This is a genomic window from [Flexibacter] sp. ATCC 35103 (assembly GCF_001975985.1).
Classification (GTDB): domain Bacteria; phylum Bacteroidota; class Bacteroidia; order Flavobacteriales; family Flavobacteriaceae; genus Flavobacterium.
Map to the genome: position 1 here is coordinate 564,422 of NZ_MTQF01000004.1, position 19,510 is coordinate 583,931.

Genomic DNA, 19,510 nt, shown 5'->3' on the forward strand with positions numbered 1-19,510 from the left:
GGCTATTCATATAATTAATTTGCGCAATTCGTGGCTAAAAAAACTTAATGCTCCCCATACCCAACATCATCCATTTTTCCGCTAAAAACTCTGTACTGAATAATAAAATAAACAATTACCAGAAACAAAGCAATAAAAAACCAGCTCATTCCGGCGTTTAATCCGTATTCTCCTGCGGCTGTATTATAAATCGTCAAGGACGGATTCACCTTATTCGTAGAAGGCAAAACATTTGGGAAAATCGAAACGGCTGTCGAAGCAAATCCTCCCACTAAAAATAATGATGAAAACAAGAAACCATAACCGTCTTTTTGCCAGGAACGAACTTTAAACAAGCCCAAAATTCCAACAAACGTCATTAGAGGAAAAAACCAAAGAATAGGATTTTCGACAAAATTATGAAATGGTTTTGGTTCTATAAAATGCCAAATTTGCAACGAAATACAAACTAAAACCAGCAAAACGATATTCAGTTTAAAAACTATATTTTTAAGTTGCGGGTTCAAAGCCGAATTAGTTTTGAAAATTATCCAGTTTGCGCCGTGAATCGTTAATGCTACGACACTCACAATACCCAAGAAAAGCGTAAACCAATCTATAATCCCTAATTCATTTGCTTGCGGACTAAAAGTAGGATTCCATAAAGGCAAAAAGAAATAATGCGCTTCTTGTGTCGAAACGCCATTGGTTACCATTCCTAAGTTTACACCACGAACGATATTACCTAGAGCAATTCCAAAAAACAAAGCCAGGAGCAAACTTGCAATTCCAAAGGCTTTATCCCAAATGGCTTCCCACATTGGGTGATGTACTTGCCCTCGCATTTCTAAACCTATTGCACGGAAAATTAAAAGCCATAAAATCATGATTAGAGGCAAATAAAATCCGCTAAAAGAAGAAGCATATAAAGTTGGGAAAGCAAAAAACAAAACACCTCCGGCAGCAATTATCCAAACCTCATTTGCATCCCAAAACGGACCAATTGCGCTTGTAATTGCTTTTTTATCTTTCTCGTTTTTCGCAAAAAATAAATGAATAATTCCTGCTCCAAAATCATAACCGTCTAATACAATATATACGGCCAGGATTCCCATTAAAACTACGTACCAAAAAAATTCCATATTTATATTTTTTCTGTTGAAAGTTCCACATGACGCGGTCCTTTATTGATAATTTTTCCAACCAAAAGAAGAAACAACATTCCAAGCAAAAGATACAATCCTATAAAACCCAATAAAGTAAACAAGGTATTTCCGGATGAAACGGTTGGCGAAGCACCTTCGGCAGTTCGTAATAAATTATAAACCAGCCAGGGTTGTCTTCCTAATTCGGCCGTGTACCAACCTGTAGTATTAGCAATATAAGGAAATGGCATCATGAACATTAAGGACCATAAAACCCATTTGGTTTCGAATAATTTTTTTCTGATTAACTGAAAAATTGCAAAAGCCATCAAACCTATAAATATGGTTCCAAGTCCTACCATTATATGATAAGCGTAATACAATCCTGAAATATTGGTTGGGTGAAGATCTTCTTCAAACTGATCCAGTCCTTTTATTTCCTCATGCCAACTTCCGTAAGTCAGGAAACTCAGAATATTAGGAACAGCGATTTTATTGTCTAGTTTTTTGTCTTTTACATCAGGTTGCCCAATTAAAACAATTTCAGAACCTTTCTTTTCAGTATGAAAAATTCCTTCCATTGCGGCAAAAGTTACAGGTTGGTATTTCACGACATTTTTTGCCAGCAAATCTCCCGTAGGAACTGCAACGATAATACTCGAAATCAACCCGAAGATTACACCCGTTTTAACGAACATTTTACCAAAAGCAACATTTTTTTGGCTTAAAATATAAAAAGCACCAATTCCTGCCACAACAAATGAACTTGTAACCAGAGAAGCTGCCTGATTGTGTAGATAGGAAGGCCACAACCAAGGATTCAGGAATAAGGCTTTAAAATTCGTGAGTACAAATTTTCCGTTTTCGAGAATTTCATAACCAACCGGGTTTTGCATCCACGAATGTGTGGCTATAATAAGATACCCGCTTGCCCAGGAACCAATCATAATCAATAATCCGGTTACAAAATGCCATTTGTGTCCTATTATTTTTTCTCCAAACAAAAAAATTCCCAGAAACGAGGATTCTAAGAAAAAGGAAAACATTCCTTCCATTGCAAGGGTTTGACCAATGATTCCGCCTGTTAGTTCAGAGAATTTTGCCCAATTGGTCCCAAACTGAAACTCCATTGGGATTCCGGTTACAACGCCCATCGCAAAATTGAGAGCGAAGATTTTCATCCAGAAATGAGTGGCGTGATTGTATTGATCGTCTTTTGTTCGCAGATATTTCCATTTAAAATAAACAATGATCAGCGAAAGACCCATTGTAAGTTGCGGAAAAAGATAGTGAAAAGTAATTGTGAAGGCGAATTGCATTCGGTCATAAAAAAGCATTTCTTCCATAGTGGTATTTTATTTATGAAGTCCCACAAATTTACCCATTAAAACCCGAATTTCCTGCCTTTAAAAAAAGTTTATCGCCTGATATTTGTTAAACTTTTTAGTGTTTCTAGAACATTTATTTTTTTTCAGCATATAAGTGATATAAGTTCACTTTAGCTTTACGCAAAAGAAAATTACACTTAAATTTACTTATATCACTTATATGGTGAAAATCATTTTTTTAAAATTCCTTTTTCTACGCTTTCGTTTATTAATCCTTCAGCATAATTCCATAAAGTTTTAGAACCTTCTTTTATAAAGCTCTTTTTCTCATAGACTTTATTATAAGGTACGTCAAACTCTTTCCAGGTTCCTCCGTTATTCGATGTATTTTGCAATAAAGGTTCTAATCTGTCCATCGATCTTGCAAACTTCGCTTCGTTGGATTCTCCGGCTTCAAATTCTTCCCAAATGGCAATAAAATCCTGAGCTTGTTTTTCCGGAAGCAAACCAAAAATACGATTTGCTGCCAATCGTTCTTCATCTGTATTATCGTGACTTTTTTGTGTATCGTATATAAAAACATCTCCGGCGTCGATTTCTACAATATCATGTATCAGAACCATTTTCACGACTTTTAAAACATCGATAGGTTCATTTGAATGTTCAGCCAAAACAATTGCCATCAAAGCCAAATGCCAACTATGTTCTGCATCATTTTCGTTTCGGTCACTATTGAATAGCTTCGTTTTTCGCTGAATGTATTTTACTTTATCAATTTCTTTTATAAAAGCAATTTGGTTTAATAAATCTTCTGTGTTCATAGCCATGATTTTCGTCAGTTGTAAAATTACATAGATTTTTTTTCTCACCATATAAGAGATATTGCAAAACCAACTATCTTTTTTAAACCATATAAGTTATATAAATTCATTTTAGCCTTAAGCATATTAAACCAAATCTTAAATTTTCTTATATGACTTATATATTGAAACCGTCAAAATTTTAAACCATATAAGTTATATAAGTTCATTTTAGCAAAACGTAAAAAGCAAAGTCTTAAATTTTCTTATATCACTTATATGGTGAAACCCTTTGATCTTGTTTGAATTTATATACGAGTTTTTGAATTTCCTATGGGCTTTATATGGTAAAACCAATCAAAGTTTTTTTACACAAAAATCAAATTTGTGTAACATTAGTCACCTATTTTAATCAAAAAGTAGGTTACCTTTGTATTCCCATATTTTTAGAATACTTATCATGAAAATAGAACAAATTTACACCGGATGCCTTGCGCAAGGTGCTTATTATATTACTTCAAATGGTGAAGCGGCAATTATTGATCCGCTTCGTGAAATCCAGCCTTATCTCGATCGTTTAGAGCGCGATGCCGTAAAACTGAAATACATTTTTGAAACACATTTTCACGCTGATTTTGTTTCCGGACATATCGATTTAAGCAAAGAAACTCAGGCGCCAATTGTTTACGGACCTAATGCAGCTTGCGAATTTGATTGCATTTCTGCCAAAGACGGACAAGAATTCAAAATTGGTAATATCACAATTAAAGCGTTACATACTCCGGGTCACACCATGGAAAGTACAACGTATTTACTGGTTGACGAAAACGGAAAAGATCACGCTATTTTCTCTGGAGATACCTTATTTATTGGCGATGTTGGTCGTCCGGACTTAGCTCAAAAAGCAGCCGGAATGACGCAAGATCAATTGGCGGGAATTCTATATCATTCATTAAGAGATAAAATCATGACTCTGGCTGATGACGTTATCGTTTATCCTGCGCATGGTGCAGGAAGCGCTTGCGGAAAAAACATGAGTAAAGAAACGGTTTCGACAATTGGCAATCAAAAAGCAACCAATTATGCTTTACGCGCCAATATGACCGAAGCTGAATTTATCACTGAAGTGACCGACGGATTATTGCCTCCGCCAGCTTATTTCAGTATGAATGTAGCCATGAATAAAGGCGGTTACGAAAGCTTTGAATCGGTTTTGAATAACGGAATGAAAGCAATAGATGTAAAAGAATTTGAGGCTGTTGCCGAAGAAACCGGAGCGTTGATTTTAGACACCAGAAAAAGTGCCGATTTTTATAAAGGATTTATTCCGCAATCTATAAATATTGGAATCAACGGTGATTTTGCACCGTGGGTTGGAACTTTGATTGCAGATGTGAAACAGCCTATCATATTAGTTACCGAAACTGGTCTTGAAGAAGAAACTGTAACGCGTTTAAGCCGTGTAGGTTTCGATTCGATTATTGGGCATCTTGAAGGAGGTTTTGAAGCTTGGCAAAAAGCAGGTTTTGAAGTGGATACTGTGAACAGAATCTCGGCTGAACAATTTGCAAATCAATTCAAAATTGAAGAGGACAAAATAATCGATGTTCGTAAAGAAACCGAATATGAAGCTGAACATATCGAAGATGCTTACAGCAAACCTCTTGCTTACATTAATGACTGGGTAAAAGATATTAACCCAAACGAGCATTTTTACCTGCATTGCGCCGGAGGATATCGCAGTATGATCGCCGCTTCGATTTTACAAGCTCGCGGTTTTAGAAATTTTACCGAAATTGACGGTGGTTTTGGAGGAATCGCAAAAACGAATATCCCAAAATCAGATTTCGTTTGTCAAAGTAAGATTCTGAAAGCATAAACATTAAACATAAATTTTCACCATATAAGTGATATAAGTTCATTTTAGTTTGGGATCATTTTAAGTCTACATCTTATATTTTAACTTTTCAAAGTAATGTAAGAAGCTCCAACTTATAATTTCTTATATCACTTATATAGTAAAAAATAAAAATCTAATTTTTAAAGTAAAACATGAGTCTAATCGAAATCATCAAAGAACCTTGGCCTTGGTATGTTGCAGGTCCGTTAATTGGATTAACAGTTCCTATTTTATTAATTATCGGAAACAAATCTTTCGGGATTAGTTCTTCGCTTCGTCATATTTGCGCGGCTTGTATTCCGGCGAATATTTCGTTTTTTAAATACGATTGGAAAAAAGAAAGCTGGAATTTATTCTTCGTTTTCGGGATTTTCCTTGGCGGAATTATTGCAGCTTACTTTCTTGCAAATCCAAATCCGGTTGAAATTACGCCGCAGCTTTCAGAACAATTAGCGACTTACGGAATCACGGATCATTCGGGATTATTGCCAAAAGAGCTTTTTTCGTGGGAAAGCTTATTCACCCTTCGTGGCTTTATCATGATTGTTGTTGGAGGATTTTTAGTAGGTTTTGGAACGCGTTATGCCGGCGGATGCACGAGCGGTCATGCCATTATGGGAATTTCAAATTTACAATGGCCTTCATTAGTAGCTACAATCTGTTTTATGATTGGCGGTTTTATCATGGCAAATTTGATTTTACCTTATATTCTTTCACTTTAAAATTTCAAAAATGAATAATTTAGAAAATAAAAATACAGACACTGAAGGAATCAACGGAAGTCAAATTAAAGATTCAGGTTTCTCAAACTTAAAATATCTTGTAGTTGGAATCTTTTTCGGGATTGTATTTGTAAAAGCCGAAATTGTAAGTTGGTTTCGTATTCAGGAAATGTTTCAATTACAATCTTTCTTTATGTATGGCGTAATTGGTAGTGCAGTTGTGGTTGGAGTTATATCGGTTCAAATAATTAAAAAATTCAACATTAAAACCATTCAAGGCGAAAAAATTGAAATTCAGCCTAAAGTATTCAGCAAAGGGCAAATATATGGCGGATTATTATTCGGTTTCGGCTGGGCAATCACCGGAGCTTGTCCTGGACCGCTTTTTGCTCAAATTGGCACTGGAGTTACTGTAATTGTGGTTACTTTAATAAGTGCTATTTTAGGAACTTGGTTTTACGGTTTAATTAAAGACAAACTACCTCATTAAGATTTAAAATATAAAAAATGAGCAACACAACAGAACAACTACTATTAAGAAAAGCAACCATTACAGACTTGCCAGCTATCTGGACCATCATACAAGATGCCATCGAACAAAGACGTCAGGAAGGAAGTTCGCAATGGCAAGACGGTTATCCTAACGAACTTAGCATTACCAATGATATAAATAACGGTTACGGATATGTACTTACAGAAAACGAAACAATTTTATCTTATTCTGCTATTATATTCGACAAAGAACCAGCTTACGAAGACATAGAAGGCGAATGGCTAACCAACGGAGATTATGGCGTTGTACATCGTGTAGCGGTATCAAAATTGGCAAAAGGAAAAGGTATCGCAACCAAATTCTTTAAAAACATCGAAGGTCTATGCCTCGAAAAAAATATACATAGCATAAAAGTAGACACGAACTTTGATAATGTACCGATGCTCAAAATTCTGGACAAATTAGGTTATACCTATTGTGGCGAAGTATATTTTAGAGGATCAGCAAGAAAAGCATTCGAAAAAAAGTTAATCTAAAAAGTATATAATTTCAGGATTATAAAGCAAACCCGACAGGATTTAAAAATCTGTCGGGTTTGTTTTTTTAACTTCGGGCTGTCGCACTGATTTGACAGATAGCCACTATCTTTCATACAAGCAAACTAAATGCAAATTTAAAAGAAAATACAGTTTCGTTTTTTCCTAATCTTTATAAAAATACTATTTTGATGCAATAATAACCTCTACGCCTATTTCTTCTAGTTTCGTTTTGGTTTCGTTATCGATTCCGTCATCAGTAATCAAAACATCAATCTTATCTAAATTGCATATTTTACCAAAGCCTCTGACATTCATTTTTGTAGAATCTACCAGTACAATAACCTTTTCTGCAACTGAAATCATGACTTGATTAAGATGCGCTTCTAAAGCATTCGAGGTACTTAAACCAAAATCTAAATGAAGTCCATCTGCTCCTAAAAACAATTTATTACAGGAAAACTGATTCAATATTGCTTCAGAAATTGGTCCAATAACCGAATTTGAACTTTTCCTGACATCCCCTCCCAACTGTATTGTATCTACATTTGTCTCATTACTCAGTTCTAACGAAACCTTTAAAGAAGGTGTCAACACTGTTAATTTTTGGAATCCGGAAATAATTTGCGCCAGGTATTGAATATTAGATCCTGAACCTAATATGATGTAATCAAAATTATTAATATACTTTAAAGCTTCTTTCGCAATCTGCTTTTTTTGCTCTACCTGCAATCCTTCTTTATCACTTAAATCCCTTTCGAAAGCATAAATAGGCTGTTTACTTGCACCACCATGTGTACGGTGTAACAAGTTTTCATTTTCTAAAAAGTTCAAATCCTTTCTTATTGTTACGGTTGAAACATTAAGAATTTCGCACAAATCAGCCACATTTACATGTCCGTTTTTATCCAGTTCTTTAAGTATTTCTTCTTGTCTTTTGTTTATAATAACCATAATAGCCCGATAATATTAAGATTTTTGAAGGTATAAATGTACGATAAAAAAATAATTCAAAAAAAACCTTATTTTATTACTTTAGTTTCGTTTAGTTTCGTTAATTTTGTTTTAAAGAAATAAAAAACAACAAAAGAAACAAAAACAAACACTATATGAAACGTTCAGAACAGTTATCGAAACTAAAAAACACTGAAAAGTGGGATGTAATTGTAATAGGTGGTGGAGCAAGCGGTCTTGGAACTGCTCTTGATGCAGCAAGCAGAGGTTACAAAACCATTTTAGTAGAAGCGATAGATTTCGCAAAAGGTACTTCAAGCAGAAGTACAAAATTAGTTCATGGCGGCGTACGTTACTTAGAACAAGGAGATGTACACTTAGTAAAAGAAGCTCTTAAAGAAAGAGGTTTAATGGCGCAAAATGCCGGACACTTAGTTAAAAACCAATCTTTTGTAATTCCTAATTACAATTGGTGGGGCGGTTATTTTTACACCATTGGTTTAACCATTTATGATTTACTGGCCGGACGTTTGAGTTTAGGCCGTTCAAAATATATTTCGAAAAGAAAAACAATCGAAATGCTTCCTAATGTAGAAGAAAAAGGTTTAACAAGCGGTGTTATTTATCACGACGGACAATTTGATGATTCACGTCTTGCTATAAATATTGCTCAAACCGCTGCCGAACAAGGTGCCTGTATTTTAAATTACTGCAAAGTGGTAAACTTATTAAAAGACGACAACAATCAAGTTATTGGTGTTCAGGTATTAGATCAGGAAACAGGAGATAAATATGACTTAAAAGGATCTGCCATTATTAATGCAACAGGAGTTTTCACCAATGCAATAATGAAACTAAACGATACTGTTTATAAAAAATACATTGTTCCAAGTCAGGGAATTCACCTGGTTTTTGATAAATCGTTTTTACCTGGCGACCATGCTTTAATGATTCCTAAAACAAGTGACGGAAGAGTTTTATTTGCTGTGCCGTGGCATAATCGAATTGTAGTAGGAACAACAGATACGTTAATTAAAAAACAAAGCTTGGAACCTATTGCTTTAGAAAGTGAAATTGAATTCGTACTCGAAACAGCACAACGCTTTTTAGCAAAAAAACCAACCAGAGCCGATGTTTTATCTGTTTATGCAGGTTTACGTCCTTTGGCAGCACCAAAAGAAGAAGGAAAAAGCACCAAAGAAGTTTCAAGAAGTCATAAAATCATCGTTTCTGAAACTGGTTTAATCACCATTACAGGGGGAAAATGGACTACTTACAGAAAAATTGCCGAAGACATCATAGACAAAGCAATTAAAACACGTAAAATACCTGCAAAAGGATGTAATACAGAACATCTTCCTATTCATGGAAATCAGCCTACTACAACTTTAGACAGAGAAAACCATTTATATATTTATGGTTCAGATATTCCTAAAATACGCCAATTGCAAGAGAATGAACCAGAATTAAAAGAAAAAATACATCCTGATCATGAGTTTACAATGGCAGAAGCTGCCTGGGCAATTCGATACGAAATGGCGAGAACTGTAGATGATATCTTAGCAAGACGTGTTCGTTTATTATTCTTAGACGCCAGAGCTGCAGTTCAGTCTTCTGAAAAAATAGCACGATTACTGGCCAAAGAACTAGGACATGATGAAGCCTGGATAACTCAGGAGATTGCAAACTTCAAAGATATTTCAAAAGGATTTTTTCTGTCAGAATTTCGATAGAAAATCTGAATTCAATAGAACTTTATTAACTTAATTATATATTATAAACCATGCAAAACAAACTAATTTTAGCTCTAGATCAAGGAACAACTTCCTCCAGAGCTATTCTATTTAATCATGGAGGAGAAATCGTAAGTCTTTCTCAAAAACCATTTGAACAAATTTTTCCAAAACCAGGATGGGTAGAACATGATCCTAACGAAATCTGGTCTTCACAAATAAGTACTGCCGCCGAAGTAATTGCAAAAGTAGGGATTTCAGGCAGAGAAGTTGCCGCGATTGGAATCACCAATCAGCGTGAAACTACTATTGTCTGGGACAGAGAAACCAGCGAACCTATTTATAATGCTATCGTTTGGCAAGATCGCAGAACAGCAAAATTTTGTGACGAATTAAAAGCACAAGGTCATGCTGATATGATTCAGAAAAAAACGGGTTTAATTCTGGATGCTTATTTTTCCGGAACAAAAGTAAAATGGATTTTAGATAATGTTCCCGGAGCTCGTAAAAAAGCAGAAGAAGGAAAACTTTGTTTTGGAACTGTTGATACATGGTTAATATGGAAATTAACCCGCAGCAAATTATTCATGACCGATGTTTCTAATGCCAGCAGAACTTTATTATTCAACATTCATACTTTAGAATGGGACAATGAATTATTAGAATTATTCGATATCCCAAGAGCAATGTTGCCAGAAGTAAAAGAAAGCAGTGAAATTTACGGAGAAACCTGCACTACTCTTTTTGCAACAAAAATTCCTATTGCAGGAGTTGCAGGAGATCAGCAAGCAGCTCTTTTTGGTCAACTTTGTACCAGTTCAGGAATGGTAAAAAACACCTATGGAACAGGTTGTTTCATGCTAATGAATACAGGCGAAAAACCTATTCTTTCCAGAAACAACTTATTGACAACAGTAGCCTGGAAAATTAACGGAAAAACAACCTATGCTTTAGAAGGAAGTGTTTTCGTAGGAGGTGCAGCGGTACAATGGTTACGAGATGGAGCAAAAATGATAAACTCATCAGAAGAAATTGAATCTCTGGCATCAACTGTACCGGACAACGGCGGAGTTTATTTCGTTCCTGCCTTAACCGGTTTAGGTGCTCCATATTGGGATCAATATGCAAGAGGTGCAATGTTTGGAATAACCAGAGGAACAACAAATGCTCATATTGCCAGAGCAACTTTAGAAGGAATTGCGTATCAGGTAAATGATTTAGTTAAAGCCATGGAAGCTGATTTTGGTGACAAAGGAAAAGAACTAAGAGTTGACGGAGGAGCTGCAACCAATAATTTATTGATGCAATTTCAATCCGACATCTTTGGATCTACGGTTACCCGACCAAAAACACTTGAAACAACAGCTCTTGGCGCTGCTTATCTCGCCGGACTTGCTGTAGGATATTGGGCAAGCTTAGATGATTTGAAAGAACAATGGTCAATAGACAAAGTATTTTCGCCGGAAATGGAAGAAAAACAAGTACATACACTTGTAAAAAACTGGGATAAGGCTGTTGGACGTGCATCAAACTGGATTGAAGAATAACTAAAAACTAACGATATGACCCCTTTTATAGCAGAAATTTTAGGTACAATGGTAATGATATTATTAGGAAATGGCGTTGTTGCAAACGTCAATCTTAAAGGTACGATTGGTAATAACTCAGGTTGGATTGTCGTTACCACCGCATGGGCATTTGCCGTGTTTGTAGGCGTAACTATTGCGGGCCCCGTTAGCGGTGCACATTTGAATCCTGTAGTTACTCTTGGTTTAGCACTTATAGGAAAATTTAGCTGGAGTTTAGTTCCTACCTATATATTAGGTGAAATGATTGGAGCAATGTTGGGCGCATTTTTAGTATGGTTATCGCATAAAGACCATTTTGCTGCAACAGAAGATGAAGGCGCAAAACTTGCTTGTTTCTCTACAGGACCAGCCATCAAGAATAATTTTTCTAATTTGATAAGTGAAGCAATTGCAACTTTTGTTTTGATATTTTCTATTTTCTATATCGCCGGACCAAGTTTACAAATTGCAGCTGATACTAATGCAACAATTGGTTTAGGAACCATAGGCGCACTGCCTGTTGCAATAGTGGTATGGGCCATTGGCCTTTCGTTAGGAGGTACGACCGGATATGCTATAAATCCCGCAAGAGATTTAGGACCAAGAATTATGCATGCTATTTTACCAATAAAAGGAAGCAGCAACTGGGGATACGCCTGGATCCCGATTGTAGGCCCTATAATTGGAGCTTCATTAGCCGCTGCATTGTACCTAACTCTTAATTAATAACATCTTCTTTTAATCCATAAATTTTTATGAAAAATCTTTTTCTTTCTATGATAATCTTCATAGGACTAGCTGGCTATGCTCAGGAAACAACGCCGGAAATTGCGGCTAGTAAAGAACCAAGCCGATTAAATTTTAATGTTACACTTGCAACCAGTCACCTTTGGAGAGGATTAATCATTAGCCCAAGCATGACAGCTATGGGAGATATTCATTATACTTTCGATAAAAAACGAAATTTTTCGGTTGGTGTTTGGGGCGGTAACAGTTTTGATGGTAAATATACTGAGGTAGATTATTACATTCAGTACAAACATAAAGGACTTACAATTGGTCTGTGGGATTTATTCAACACTACAAATGTGGAACATCCGGAAGTTTTTAATTATGATAAAAACACTACAACTCACCTTATTGATTTAAGAACTTCGTATCGCTTTTCTCAGGAATTCCCGTTGCGAATAGAAGCTGACATCATTCTTTATGGCAATGATAAAGAACTAAAATCTGATCTTGATTATAAAAACAGATATTCAACTTACGTAGAATTAGGATATCCGATCATAAAAAACGACGAAATAACATTAGATGCTTATGTAGGAGCAGGATTTTCGCTTGACGGAAAAACAAATCTATATATAAAGGATCCGGATAATAATTTTGGCATCGTAAATACAGGACTTAAAGCCTCTAAGGATATTTCGATATTCCAATATAAACTTCCGGTTTTTGCTGGTATTATGTGGAATCCGGCTGAAAAATACACTCGTATGCAACTTGGAGTTTCATTATTTTAAACCGAAACAGAATTATTTTTTCACTAAACCCGGCAGTTCTTAAAAACTTGTCGGGTTTATTTTTTTGTTTTATATCAATCTGCTACAAAAGAAAAACTCAAAAAATACTGTATTTTAAACTATCGTTAAATATCAATTAATCAATAATTTAAATTAAAAAATATAGTATTTTTATTGCAGTTTTTAAAGCAACCAAATTACCTGCAATTTTACGTTATTTCAATTAACAAAAAATTAACATGACATTTGTATATACAACTATTAAAAGATATACATTTGTATATACAAATTATACACTTACGACTATGACAATTGAAGAGGTTATAAAAAGTACAGTTAAGATGGATAATGCGAAAAAAGTTATTCTGAATATCATGTACACGCAAAACGTGATTCAGGATCATTTCAACGAGTTGATAAAACCGTATGATTTATCCGGAGAACAATATAATGTGTTACGTATATTAAGAGGACAAAAAGGAAATCCTGCTAATATGTGTGTAATACAGGAACGTATGCTGGCTAAAACAAGTAATACAACCCGATTGGTAGACAAATTATTACTAAAGGATTTTGTTACAAGAAATGTTTGCCCTGGCAATAGACGTAAAATTGAAGTTCTGATCACCCAAAAGGGATTAGATGTATTAAAAGAATTAGACCCGAAGGTAGATGAACATGAGCGTTTGTTTGCTGAGAATATAAGTCCTGAAGAATTAGAATTATTAAATCAATTATTAGAAAAATACCGAACCCAACAAAATTAATATTTATGAGCACATTATTAGACAATCTAAACTGGAGATATGCAACTAAAAAATTTGATGCAACCAAAAAAATATCTACTGAAGATTTAAATACATTAAAAGAAGCTGTTAGATTAGCTGCTTCTTCATACGGATTACAGCCTTACAAAGTAATTATCGTAGAAAATCCGGAAATTAGAGAGCAATTAAAAGCTGCTGCTTACGGACAAACTCAAATTACAGATGCTTCGCAACTATTTGTTTTTGCAAACGACTTAAATGCAGGAGCAGAATCTGTAGATGCCTACATCAAGAATATCAGCGAAACAAGAGGTGTTCCTGTTGATGCTTTGGCTGGATTTGCTGATATGATGAAAGGTACAATTGCAAACTTATCTCAAGATGCTAAAAATATCTGGACAGCAAAACAAACTTATATCGCTTTAGGAACTTTATTAAGTGCTGCATCTGAATTAAAAATTGATGCAACACCAATGGAAGGATTTAATCCTGCTGCATTCAATGAAATCTTAGGTTTAGATAAATTAGGTTTAAACGCCTCAGTAATTGCTACTGTAGGATACAGACATGATGAGGACGACGCTCAACATTACAAAAAAGTTAGAAAATCTCACGAGGAATTATTTATCACTATATAATTATTATTAATCCAAAATCAATTTTAACAACATGAAAAATTTAAAAACAATTGCAATAGCATTATTCGTAGCAGCGGCTAGTATTTCAGTAAATGCTCAAACTAAAAAAATCGACGTAAAAGCATCTACTATCAAATGGGTAGGTAAAAAAGTAACTGGAGAGCACTCTGGAACTGTAAACTTTAAAGATGGAGCTGTAGTTTTTAAAGGAAAAAAATTAACTGGTGGTTCATTCACTGTTGATATGACTTCTTTAACTTCAACTGACTTAACTGGTGAATACCAAGGAAAATTGAATGGTCACTTAAAAGCTGACGATTTCTTTGGAACTGACAAATTCCCAACTGCAAAATTAGTTTTCAAAACTATCGGAGCTAAAACAACTGACGTTTATACAGTAACTGCTGATTTAACTATCAAAGGAATTACTAAACCAGTAACTTTTGACATCGCTGTAAACGGAAATACTGCTACAACAGCTTTCAAAGTTGACAGAACTAAATACGATATCAAATACAACTCTGGTAACTTCTTCGAAAACTTAGGAGACAAAACTATCAATGATGATTTTGAATTAACAGTAGCTTTAAAATTCTAATTTTAAGACTTACTAATTCTTATAATAACACCCCAATAGCTAATAACTATTGGGGTTTGTTTTTTTTATTTATTTTCAAAAACATAACCTGCTTAACAATCACGTAACACTTTCGTAACAACATACAGGGGTTTGATTAACATTTGGCTTCTAATTTTGGGCTAATTAAAAAACAAAACTAGAAATTCAAAATCATAGTTATGAAAACAAAAACATGTATTGTAATTATTACTCTTCTAAGCACTTTATTTATACAAGCCCAACAACCTAAAGGAATTATTGGCAACACTAACTGGATGAATAACTGGACCAATTTTAAACCAGCTAACACTGAATATAGCGAAGCTACAAACATTATCGCAGGAACTATTGATAAAGACACCAAACTAACCAAACGTAATACCTATCAGTTGGTTGGAGTTGTTTACGTAACCAAAAATGCAGTTTTAACTATAGAGCCCGGAACAGTTATTCGTGGTGACGACAAAACTTGTGGAACACTTGTTATTACCAATGGTTCAAAAATCATCGCTGAAGGCCTGGAAACTGATCCTATTGTTTTTACTTCAAACAAAGAAATTGCAGATAGAAAACCCGGAGATTGGGGTGGAATCATTATACTTGGAAAAGCACCAATAAACACGATTGGTGGTATACATACATTACCTTTTGATTTAGAACCAATGTTAAATCATTACGGAGGACAGGATGCTGAAGATAATTCAGGAATTTTAAAATATGTTCGTATTGAATATTCCGGAAGAAAATTAAGCGCTGCAAAGGAACTTAACGGACTTTCATTAGCGGGTGTTGGAAGAAAAACAGTTTTAAGTAATATTCAGATTAGCTTTTCTAACGATGATTCTTTCGAATGTTATGGTGGAGATTTAAATATGAACAACCTTGTTTCATACAGAACCACAGATGATGATTTCGATTTTACACAAGGAGCTCAGATTAATATCAATAATAGTATTGCTATTCGCCATCCATTTTCATCTGATGTTTCAGGATCGAGATGTTTTGAAGTAGATTCGTACGACAAAATAGCAAACACTGATATGACTAAAAAAATGACCAAAATAAATGCCAGCAACATTACTTTGGTGAATTTAGAAGAAAACAACCAAGGTCTTGTCAGAGAATCTGTTTATGTAAGAGAAGATACTTTTTTTACTTTATCTAATAGCATTATTTCAGGCTTCTCTCCTTTTGCGTTATTGGAAGGAAATATTGGAAATGGAGAAGTTAATTTAGCTAAAATTGCTTTCAAAAACTTAATCGTTAATAATTGCAATGGCGGAATTACAAGCGAAGCCGGAGGTGCAAATGCAACAATTCAGAAATATTATAATAATCCTGATTTTGAGATTAATTTTACAAGAATAAAGAATGTTGAATTGTTTACATTGCCTAATATAAAAGGTAATCCTGACTTTAGAATGAACCAAAATAATACGATCGCAATTGGAAATTAAGTCTTTAAAAGAATAAATTTTGATAGAATTTAACAATTTCATGAATTATCAAAAGATTTTTTTAAAAATTTATATACCGTAATTCAAATTACATTTATATATTTGTGACATCAAAATAAGATATGAAAACAATAATGAACAATACTTGGTGGTGGAAGAATTTACGTCAAACGTCGTGAACAAAGCTTCCTATGGTATTGTAAAACTATAAATATAAAAGGCTTGTCATCACGACAAGCCTTTTTTTTTGGTAAAAACTCAAGCAAAATTATTAAACTAAAAAACAACATACTTTGAAACCATTTATACTCAACACACATTACAAACAAATTCTGGCAGATACGATTACGCCGGTAAGTATTTATTTTAAAATCAGGGACAAATTTCCTAATAGTTTATTATTAGAAAGTAGTGATTATCACGGAAATGACAATAGTTTCTCATACATATGCTGTAATCCTATTGCGACTATTAAAATTGAAAATGAAATCATTTCAAAAACTTTTCCTGACGGAACAACTGAACAAATTTCTATTGACGCTTCGACCAATATTCCGGAAGTAATTCAGGAATTTTCGAGCCAGTTTAAATCCGAGAAAAACGATTTTAAATTCATCAATAATGGTTTATTTGGATATATTTCTTACGATGCCGTTCGCTATTTCGAGAAAGTTTCTATCGCTAAAAAAGATAGTGCAACTTTAATTCCGGATGTGTTTTATGCAGTTTATCAAAACATCATCGCCATAAATCACTTTAAAAATGAAGCTTATATTTTTTGTCACAGTGTTGATGGAAGAAATAACATTTCGGAAATCGAGCAATTATTACAATCCAGAAATATTGCATCATATAAATTCTCTAAAGAAGGCGAAGGTTTCTCTAATTTAACTGACGACGAATTCAAACACAATGTGGCTTTAGCCAAAAAACACTGTTTCCGCGGAGACGTTTTTCAATTGGTATTATCACGTCGTTTTACTCAAGGTTTTAAAGGGGACGAATTTAACGTTTACCGCGCTTTAAGAAGTATCAATCCATCTCCTTATTTATTCTTTTTTGATTATGGAGATTTCAAAATATTTGGTTCTTCGCCCGAAGCACAAATTATCGTAAAAAACAGAAAAGCCGAAATTCATCCAATCGCCGGCACTTTTAAAAGAACCGGAAATGATGAGCGTGATGCAGTTTTAGCCAAGCAACTTTCTGAGGATAAAAAAGAAAACAGCGAACACGTAATGTTGGTCGATTTGGCGAGAAATGATTTAAGCAGAAACGGACATGATGTAAATGTAGAGAAATACAGAGAAGTTCAGTTTTTCTCACATGTTATTCACTTAGTGTCTAAAGTTACAGGACATTTACACGAAAAAGCAACTACGATGCAAGTTGTAGCAGATACTTTTCCTGCAGGAACTTTAAGCGGCGCACCAAAACACAGAGCCATGCAATTAATAGAAGATTACGAAAAAACAAATCGTAATTTTTACGGAGGCGCAATTGGTTTCATGGATTTTGAAGGAAATTTTAATCACGCAATTATGATTAGAACTTTCCTGAGCAAAAACCACCAATTACATTGTCAGGCCGGAGCTGGAATCGTAGCAAGTTCTGACGAAGAAAGCGAAATGCAGGAAGTATATAATAAATTAAGAGCCTTGAATACAGCGCTGGAAATGGCGGAGAAAATTTAGTTTTAAGTCGCAGTTTTAAGTCACAGTTGCAAACCTGAAACTTGAAACAAAACAAACAATAAACCATAAAACCTATGAAAAATTTAATTGCCATTGCTTTTGCTTTCGTTCTTTTAGTATCATGTGAATCTAAGAAAGAAACAACAGTAATTCCGTTAGTTGGAACCTGGCGTCTGATATCAGCAGAAACCACTGAAAAAGATTCAACGTTCTCGACTTTCAATGCAAAAACGAAGATGATAAAAATTATAAATGATAGTCATTTTGCATTTTTCAATCATGATTTGAATAATGGTAAAGATTCAACAAATGCAGTATTCTTTGGCGGAGGCGGAAAATATACTTTAAAAGATAGTATTTATACTGAGAATTTAGAGTTCTTCAATAACAGACAATGGGAAAATGGAAAATTTGAGTTTGTGGTGAAAATTAAAAATGACACCTTAACTCAAAAAGGAATTGAAAAAGTAGAGAAATTAGGAATTGATCGCATTATTACAGAAAAATACGTTCGAGAAAAATAAAAAATTAGTTTCAAGTTTCAGGTTTCAAGTTTCAAGTTATTGGAACGTGAAACAAACAAAACTTGAAACCTGAAACAAAAATAAAATCATGAAAAAAATATTAGTTATAGACAATTACGATAGTTTCACTTATAATTTAGTGCACTATTTAGAAGATTTAGATTGCGAAGTTACAGTTTATAGAAACGACGAATTCGAAATTGACGAAATCGCCACTTTCGATAAAATATTACTTTCTCCAGGTCCAGGAATTCCGGATGAAGCCGGTTTATTAAAAGCAGTAATCGCAAAATATGCACCAACAAAAAGCATCTTAGGAGTTTGTTTAGGACAACAAGCCATTGGAGAAGTTTTTGGAGGAACGCTTTCTAATCTTGATAAAGTATATCATGGTGTTGCAACAAACGTAAAAACAGTAGTTTCAGATGAAATTTTGTTCGAAGGTTTAGGAAACGAATTCGAAGTAGGACGTTACCATTCATGGGTTGTTGATGCAAATCTGCCAGATGTTCTTGAAGCAACTTCAATAGATGAAAACGGACAAATTATGTCGCTAAGACACAAAACATTTGATGTAAGAGGCGTTCAGTTTCATCCGGAAAGTGTTTTGACTCCGAAGGGGAAATTAATTTTAGAAAATTGGATTAATAGCTAGTTTACAGTTTCAGTCACAGTATGTAGTCTCAGAAAAAAAGCTTAGTAACTCAGAACCTTAAAAAATGATAACTATTTCAGAAACTAAAGAAGTCAACATCGAAGATATTCTGATTTTATACAAAGCAAATGAATGGAGTTCGGCTAATAAACCAAATGAATTATACAATGCACTTATAAATTCAGAAACCTTAATTACGGCTTGGGAAGAAAAAAAATTAGTCGGACTTGAGAATGCAATTTCTGATGGATTCTTAACCGTTATTATCCACATTTATTAGTGCTTCCAGATTATCATGGAAAAGGAATTGGAAAAATGATTATGGACAAAATGCAGGAAAAGTACAGTCACTTTCATATGCAAATGTTAACCGCTGACGGAAGATCTGTTAATTTCTACAAAAAAAATGGATTTGAACGCGCAGTAAAAACACAACCCATGTGGATTTATCAGGGAGATGAACACTAAAATTTTA

Annotated in this window: 21 protein-coding genes; 17 read left to right on the plus strand and 4 right to left on the minus strand. The window is 34.3% G+C overall.

From position 1 onward, the window contains the following. Nucleotides 1–44: 44 nt before the first annotated feature. The 3 genes from cydB to BXU01_RS10420 form a co-directional block, all read right to left on the minus strand. Entirely contained in the window at nucleotides 45–1,121 is a 1,077-nt protein-coding gene (gene cydB / locus BXU01_RS10410) for a cytochrome d ubiquinol oxidase subunit II (protein ID WP_083693152.1), read from the minus strand. A gap of 2 nt (nucleotides 1,122–1,123) precedes the next feature. Beyond that, nucleotides 1,124–2,470, minus strand: a complete 1,347-nt coding sequence (locus BXU01_RS10415) for a cytochrome ubiquinol oxidase subunit I (protein ID WP_083693153.1) — start codon at nucleotides 2,468–2,470, stop codon at nucleotides 1,124–1,126. Nucleotides 2,471–2,682: 212 nt separating this feature from the next. Then, nucleotides 2,683–3,273 carry an HD family hydrolase gene (locus tag BXU01_RS10420; protein ID WP_083693295.1) on the minus strand — a complete coding sequence of 197 codons (591 nt, stop codon included), beginning with the start codon at nucleotides 3,271–3,273 and terminating at the stop codon, nucleotides 2,683–2,685. A 439-nt stretch (nucleotides 3,274–3,712) separates the two neighbouring features. Between BXU01_RS10420 and BXU01_RS10425 the strand changes: the two genes are divergently transcribed. The 4 genes from BXU01_RS10425 (at nucleotide 3,713) to BXU01_RS10440 (ending at nucleotide 6,903) form a co-directional block, all read left to right on the plus strand. Continuing rightward, complete coding sequence (locus BXU01_RS10425) at nucleotides 3,713–5,131, plus strand: rhodanese-like domain-containing protein (protein WP_083693154.1); 1,419 nt, start codon at nucleotides 3,713–3,715, stop codon at nucleotides 5,129–5,131. A 173-nt stretch (nucleotides 5,132–5,304) separates the two neighbouring features. Further along, complete coding sequence (locus BXU01_RS10430; RefSeq protein ID WP_083693155.1) at nucleotides 5,305–5,874, plus strand: YeeE/YedE family protein; 570 nt, start codon at nucleotides 5,305–5,307, stop codon at nucleotides 5,872–5,874. Between the two features lie 10 nt (nucleotides 5,875–5,884). Beyond that, nucleotides 5,885–6,364, plus strand: a complete 480-nt coding sequence (locus tag BXU01_RS10435) for a DUF6691 family protein (RefSeq protein WP_083693156.1) — start codon at nucleotides 5,885–5,887, stop codon at nucleotides 6,362–6,364. Between the two features lie 17 nt (nucleotides 6,365–6,381). Next, nucleotides 6,382–6,903 (plus strand): GNAT family N-acetyltransferase, encoded by a 522-nt coding sequence (locus tag BXU01_RS10440; RefSeq protein WP_083693157.1) that lies wholly within the window; start codon nucleotides 6,382–6,384, stop codon nucleotides 6,901–6,903. A 183-nt stretch (nucleotides 6,904–7,086) separates the two neighbouring features. On the opposite strand, the gene BXU01_RS10445 is transcribed toward BXU01_RS10440, so the two are convergent. Further along, nucleotides 7,087–7,857, minus strand: a complete 771-nt coding sequence (locus BXU01_RS10445; RefSeq protein ID WP_055095747.1) for a DeoR/GlpR family DNA-binding transcription regulator — start codon at nucleotides 7,855–7,857, stop codon at nucleotides 7,087–7,089. Nucleotides 7,858–8,012: 155 nt separating this feature from the next. On the opposite strand from BXU01_RS10445, the gene BXU01_RS10450 reads away from it, so the two are divergent. The 13 genes from BXU01_RS10450 (at nucleotide 8,013) to BXU01_RS23875 (ending at nucleotide 19,503) form a co-directional block, all read left to right on the plus strand. Next, nucleotides 8,013–9,590, plus strand: coding sequence for a glycerol-3-phosphate dehydrogenase/oxidase (locus BXU01_RS10450; protein WP_083693158.1), 1,578 nt, complete (start codon nucleotides 8,013–8,015; stop codon nucleotides 9,588–9,590). Between the two features lie 50 nt (nucleotides 9,591–9,640). After that, nucleotides 9,641–11,137 (plus strand): glycerol kinase GlpK, encoded by a 1,497-nt coding sequence (glpK, locus tag BXU01_RS10455; protein WP_083693159.1) that lies wholly within the window; start codon nucleotides 9,641–9,643, stop codon nucleotides 11,135–11,137. A gap of 15 nt (nucleotides 11,138–11,152) precedes the next feature. Then, entirely contained in the window at nucleotides 11,153–11,884 is a 732-nt protein-coding gene (locus tag BXU01_RS10460; protein WP_083693160.1) for an MIP/aquaporin family protein, read from the plus strand. Between the two features lie 50 nt (nucleotides 11,885–11,934). Beyond that, nucleotides 11,935–12,681, plus strand: coding sequence for a hypothetical protein (locus BXU01_RS10465; protein ID WP_255373736.1), 747 nt, complete (start codon nucleotides 11,935–11,937; stop codon nucleotides 12,679–12,681). 305 nt (nucleotides 12,682–12,986) lie between these two features. Next, nucleotides 12,987–13,448 carry a MarR family winged helix-turn-helix transcriptional regulator gene (locus tag BXU01_RS10470; protein WP_056252588.1) on the plus strand — a complete coding sequence of 154 codons (462 nt, stop codon included), beginning with the start codon at nucleotides 12,987–12,989 and terminating at the stop codon, nucleotides 13,446–13,448. Between the two features lie 5 nt (nucleotides 13,449–13,453). Then, nucleotides 13,454–14,086: an NAD(P)H-dependent oxidoreductase gene (locus BXU01_RS10475; protein WP_083693162.1), complete on the plus strand. Its 633-nt coding sequence runs from the start codon at nucleotides 13,454–13,456 to the stop codon at nucleotides 14,084–14,086. 31 nt (nucleotides 14,087–14,117) lie between these two features. Then, the gene (locus BXU01_RS10480; protein ID WP_083693163.1) at nucleotides 14,118–14,684 is read left to right on the plus strand and encodes a YceI family protein; all 567 of its coding nucleotides are present in this window, start codon (nucleotides 14,118–14,120) and stop codon (nucleotides 14,682–14,684) included. Between the two features lie 200 nt (nucleotides 14,685–14,884). Then, nucleotides 14,885–16,162 carry a hypothetical protein gene (locus tag BXU01_RS10485; RefSeq protein WP_083693164.1) on the plus strand — a complete coding sequence of 426 codons (1,278 nt, stop codon included), beginning with the start codon at nucleotides 14,885–14,887 and terminating at the stop codon, nucleotides 16,160–16,162. A 293-nt stretch (nucleotides 16,163–16,455) separates the two neighbouring features. Further along, nucleotides 16,456–17,856 (plus strand): anthranilate synthase component I family protein, encoded by a 1,401-nt coding sequence (locus BXU01_RS10490; RefSeq protein WP_083693165.1) that lies wholly within the window; start codon nucleotides 16,456–16,458, stop codon nucleotides 17,854–17,856. A 74-nt stretch (nucleotides 17,857–17,930) separates the two neighbouring features. Continuing rightward, on the plus strand, nucleotides 17,931–18,380 hold the full coding sequence (locus BXU01_RS10495) for a hypothetical protein (protein WP_083693166.1): 450 nt from the start codon (nucleotides 17,931–17,933) through the stop codon (nucleotides 18,378–18,380). Nucleotides 18,381–18,468: 88 nt separating this feature from the next. Beyond that, nucleotides 18,469–19,035 carry an aminodeoxychorismate/anthranilate synthase component II gene (locus BXU01_RS10500; RefSeq protein WP_083693167.1) on the plus strand — a complete coding sequence of 189 codons (567 nt, stop codon included), beginning with the start codon at nucleotides 18,469–18,471 and terminating at the stop codon, nucleotides 19,033–19,035. Nucleotides 19,036–19,099: 64 nt separating this feature from the next. Continuing rightward, a complete protein-coding gene (locus BXU01_RS23870; RefSeq protein WP_255373737.1) occupies nucleotides 19,100–19,315 on the plus strand; it encodes a hypothetical protein in 216 nt (71 codons plus the stop codon). A gap of 35 nt (nucleotides 19,316–19,350) precedes the next feature. Next, nucleotides 19,351–19,503: a U32 family peptidase gene (locus tag BXU01_RS23875; RefSeq protein ID WP_255373738.1), complete on the plus strand. Its 153-nt coding sequence runs from the start codon at nucleotides 19,351–19,353 to the stop codon at nucleotides 19,501–19,503. The last annotated feature ends 7 nt before the right edge of the window (nucleotides 19,504–19,510 follow it).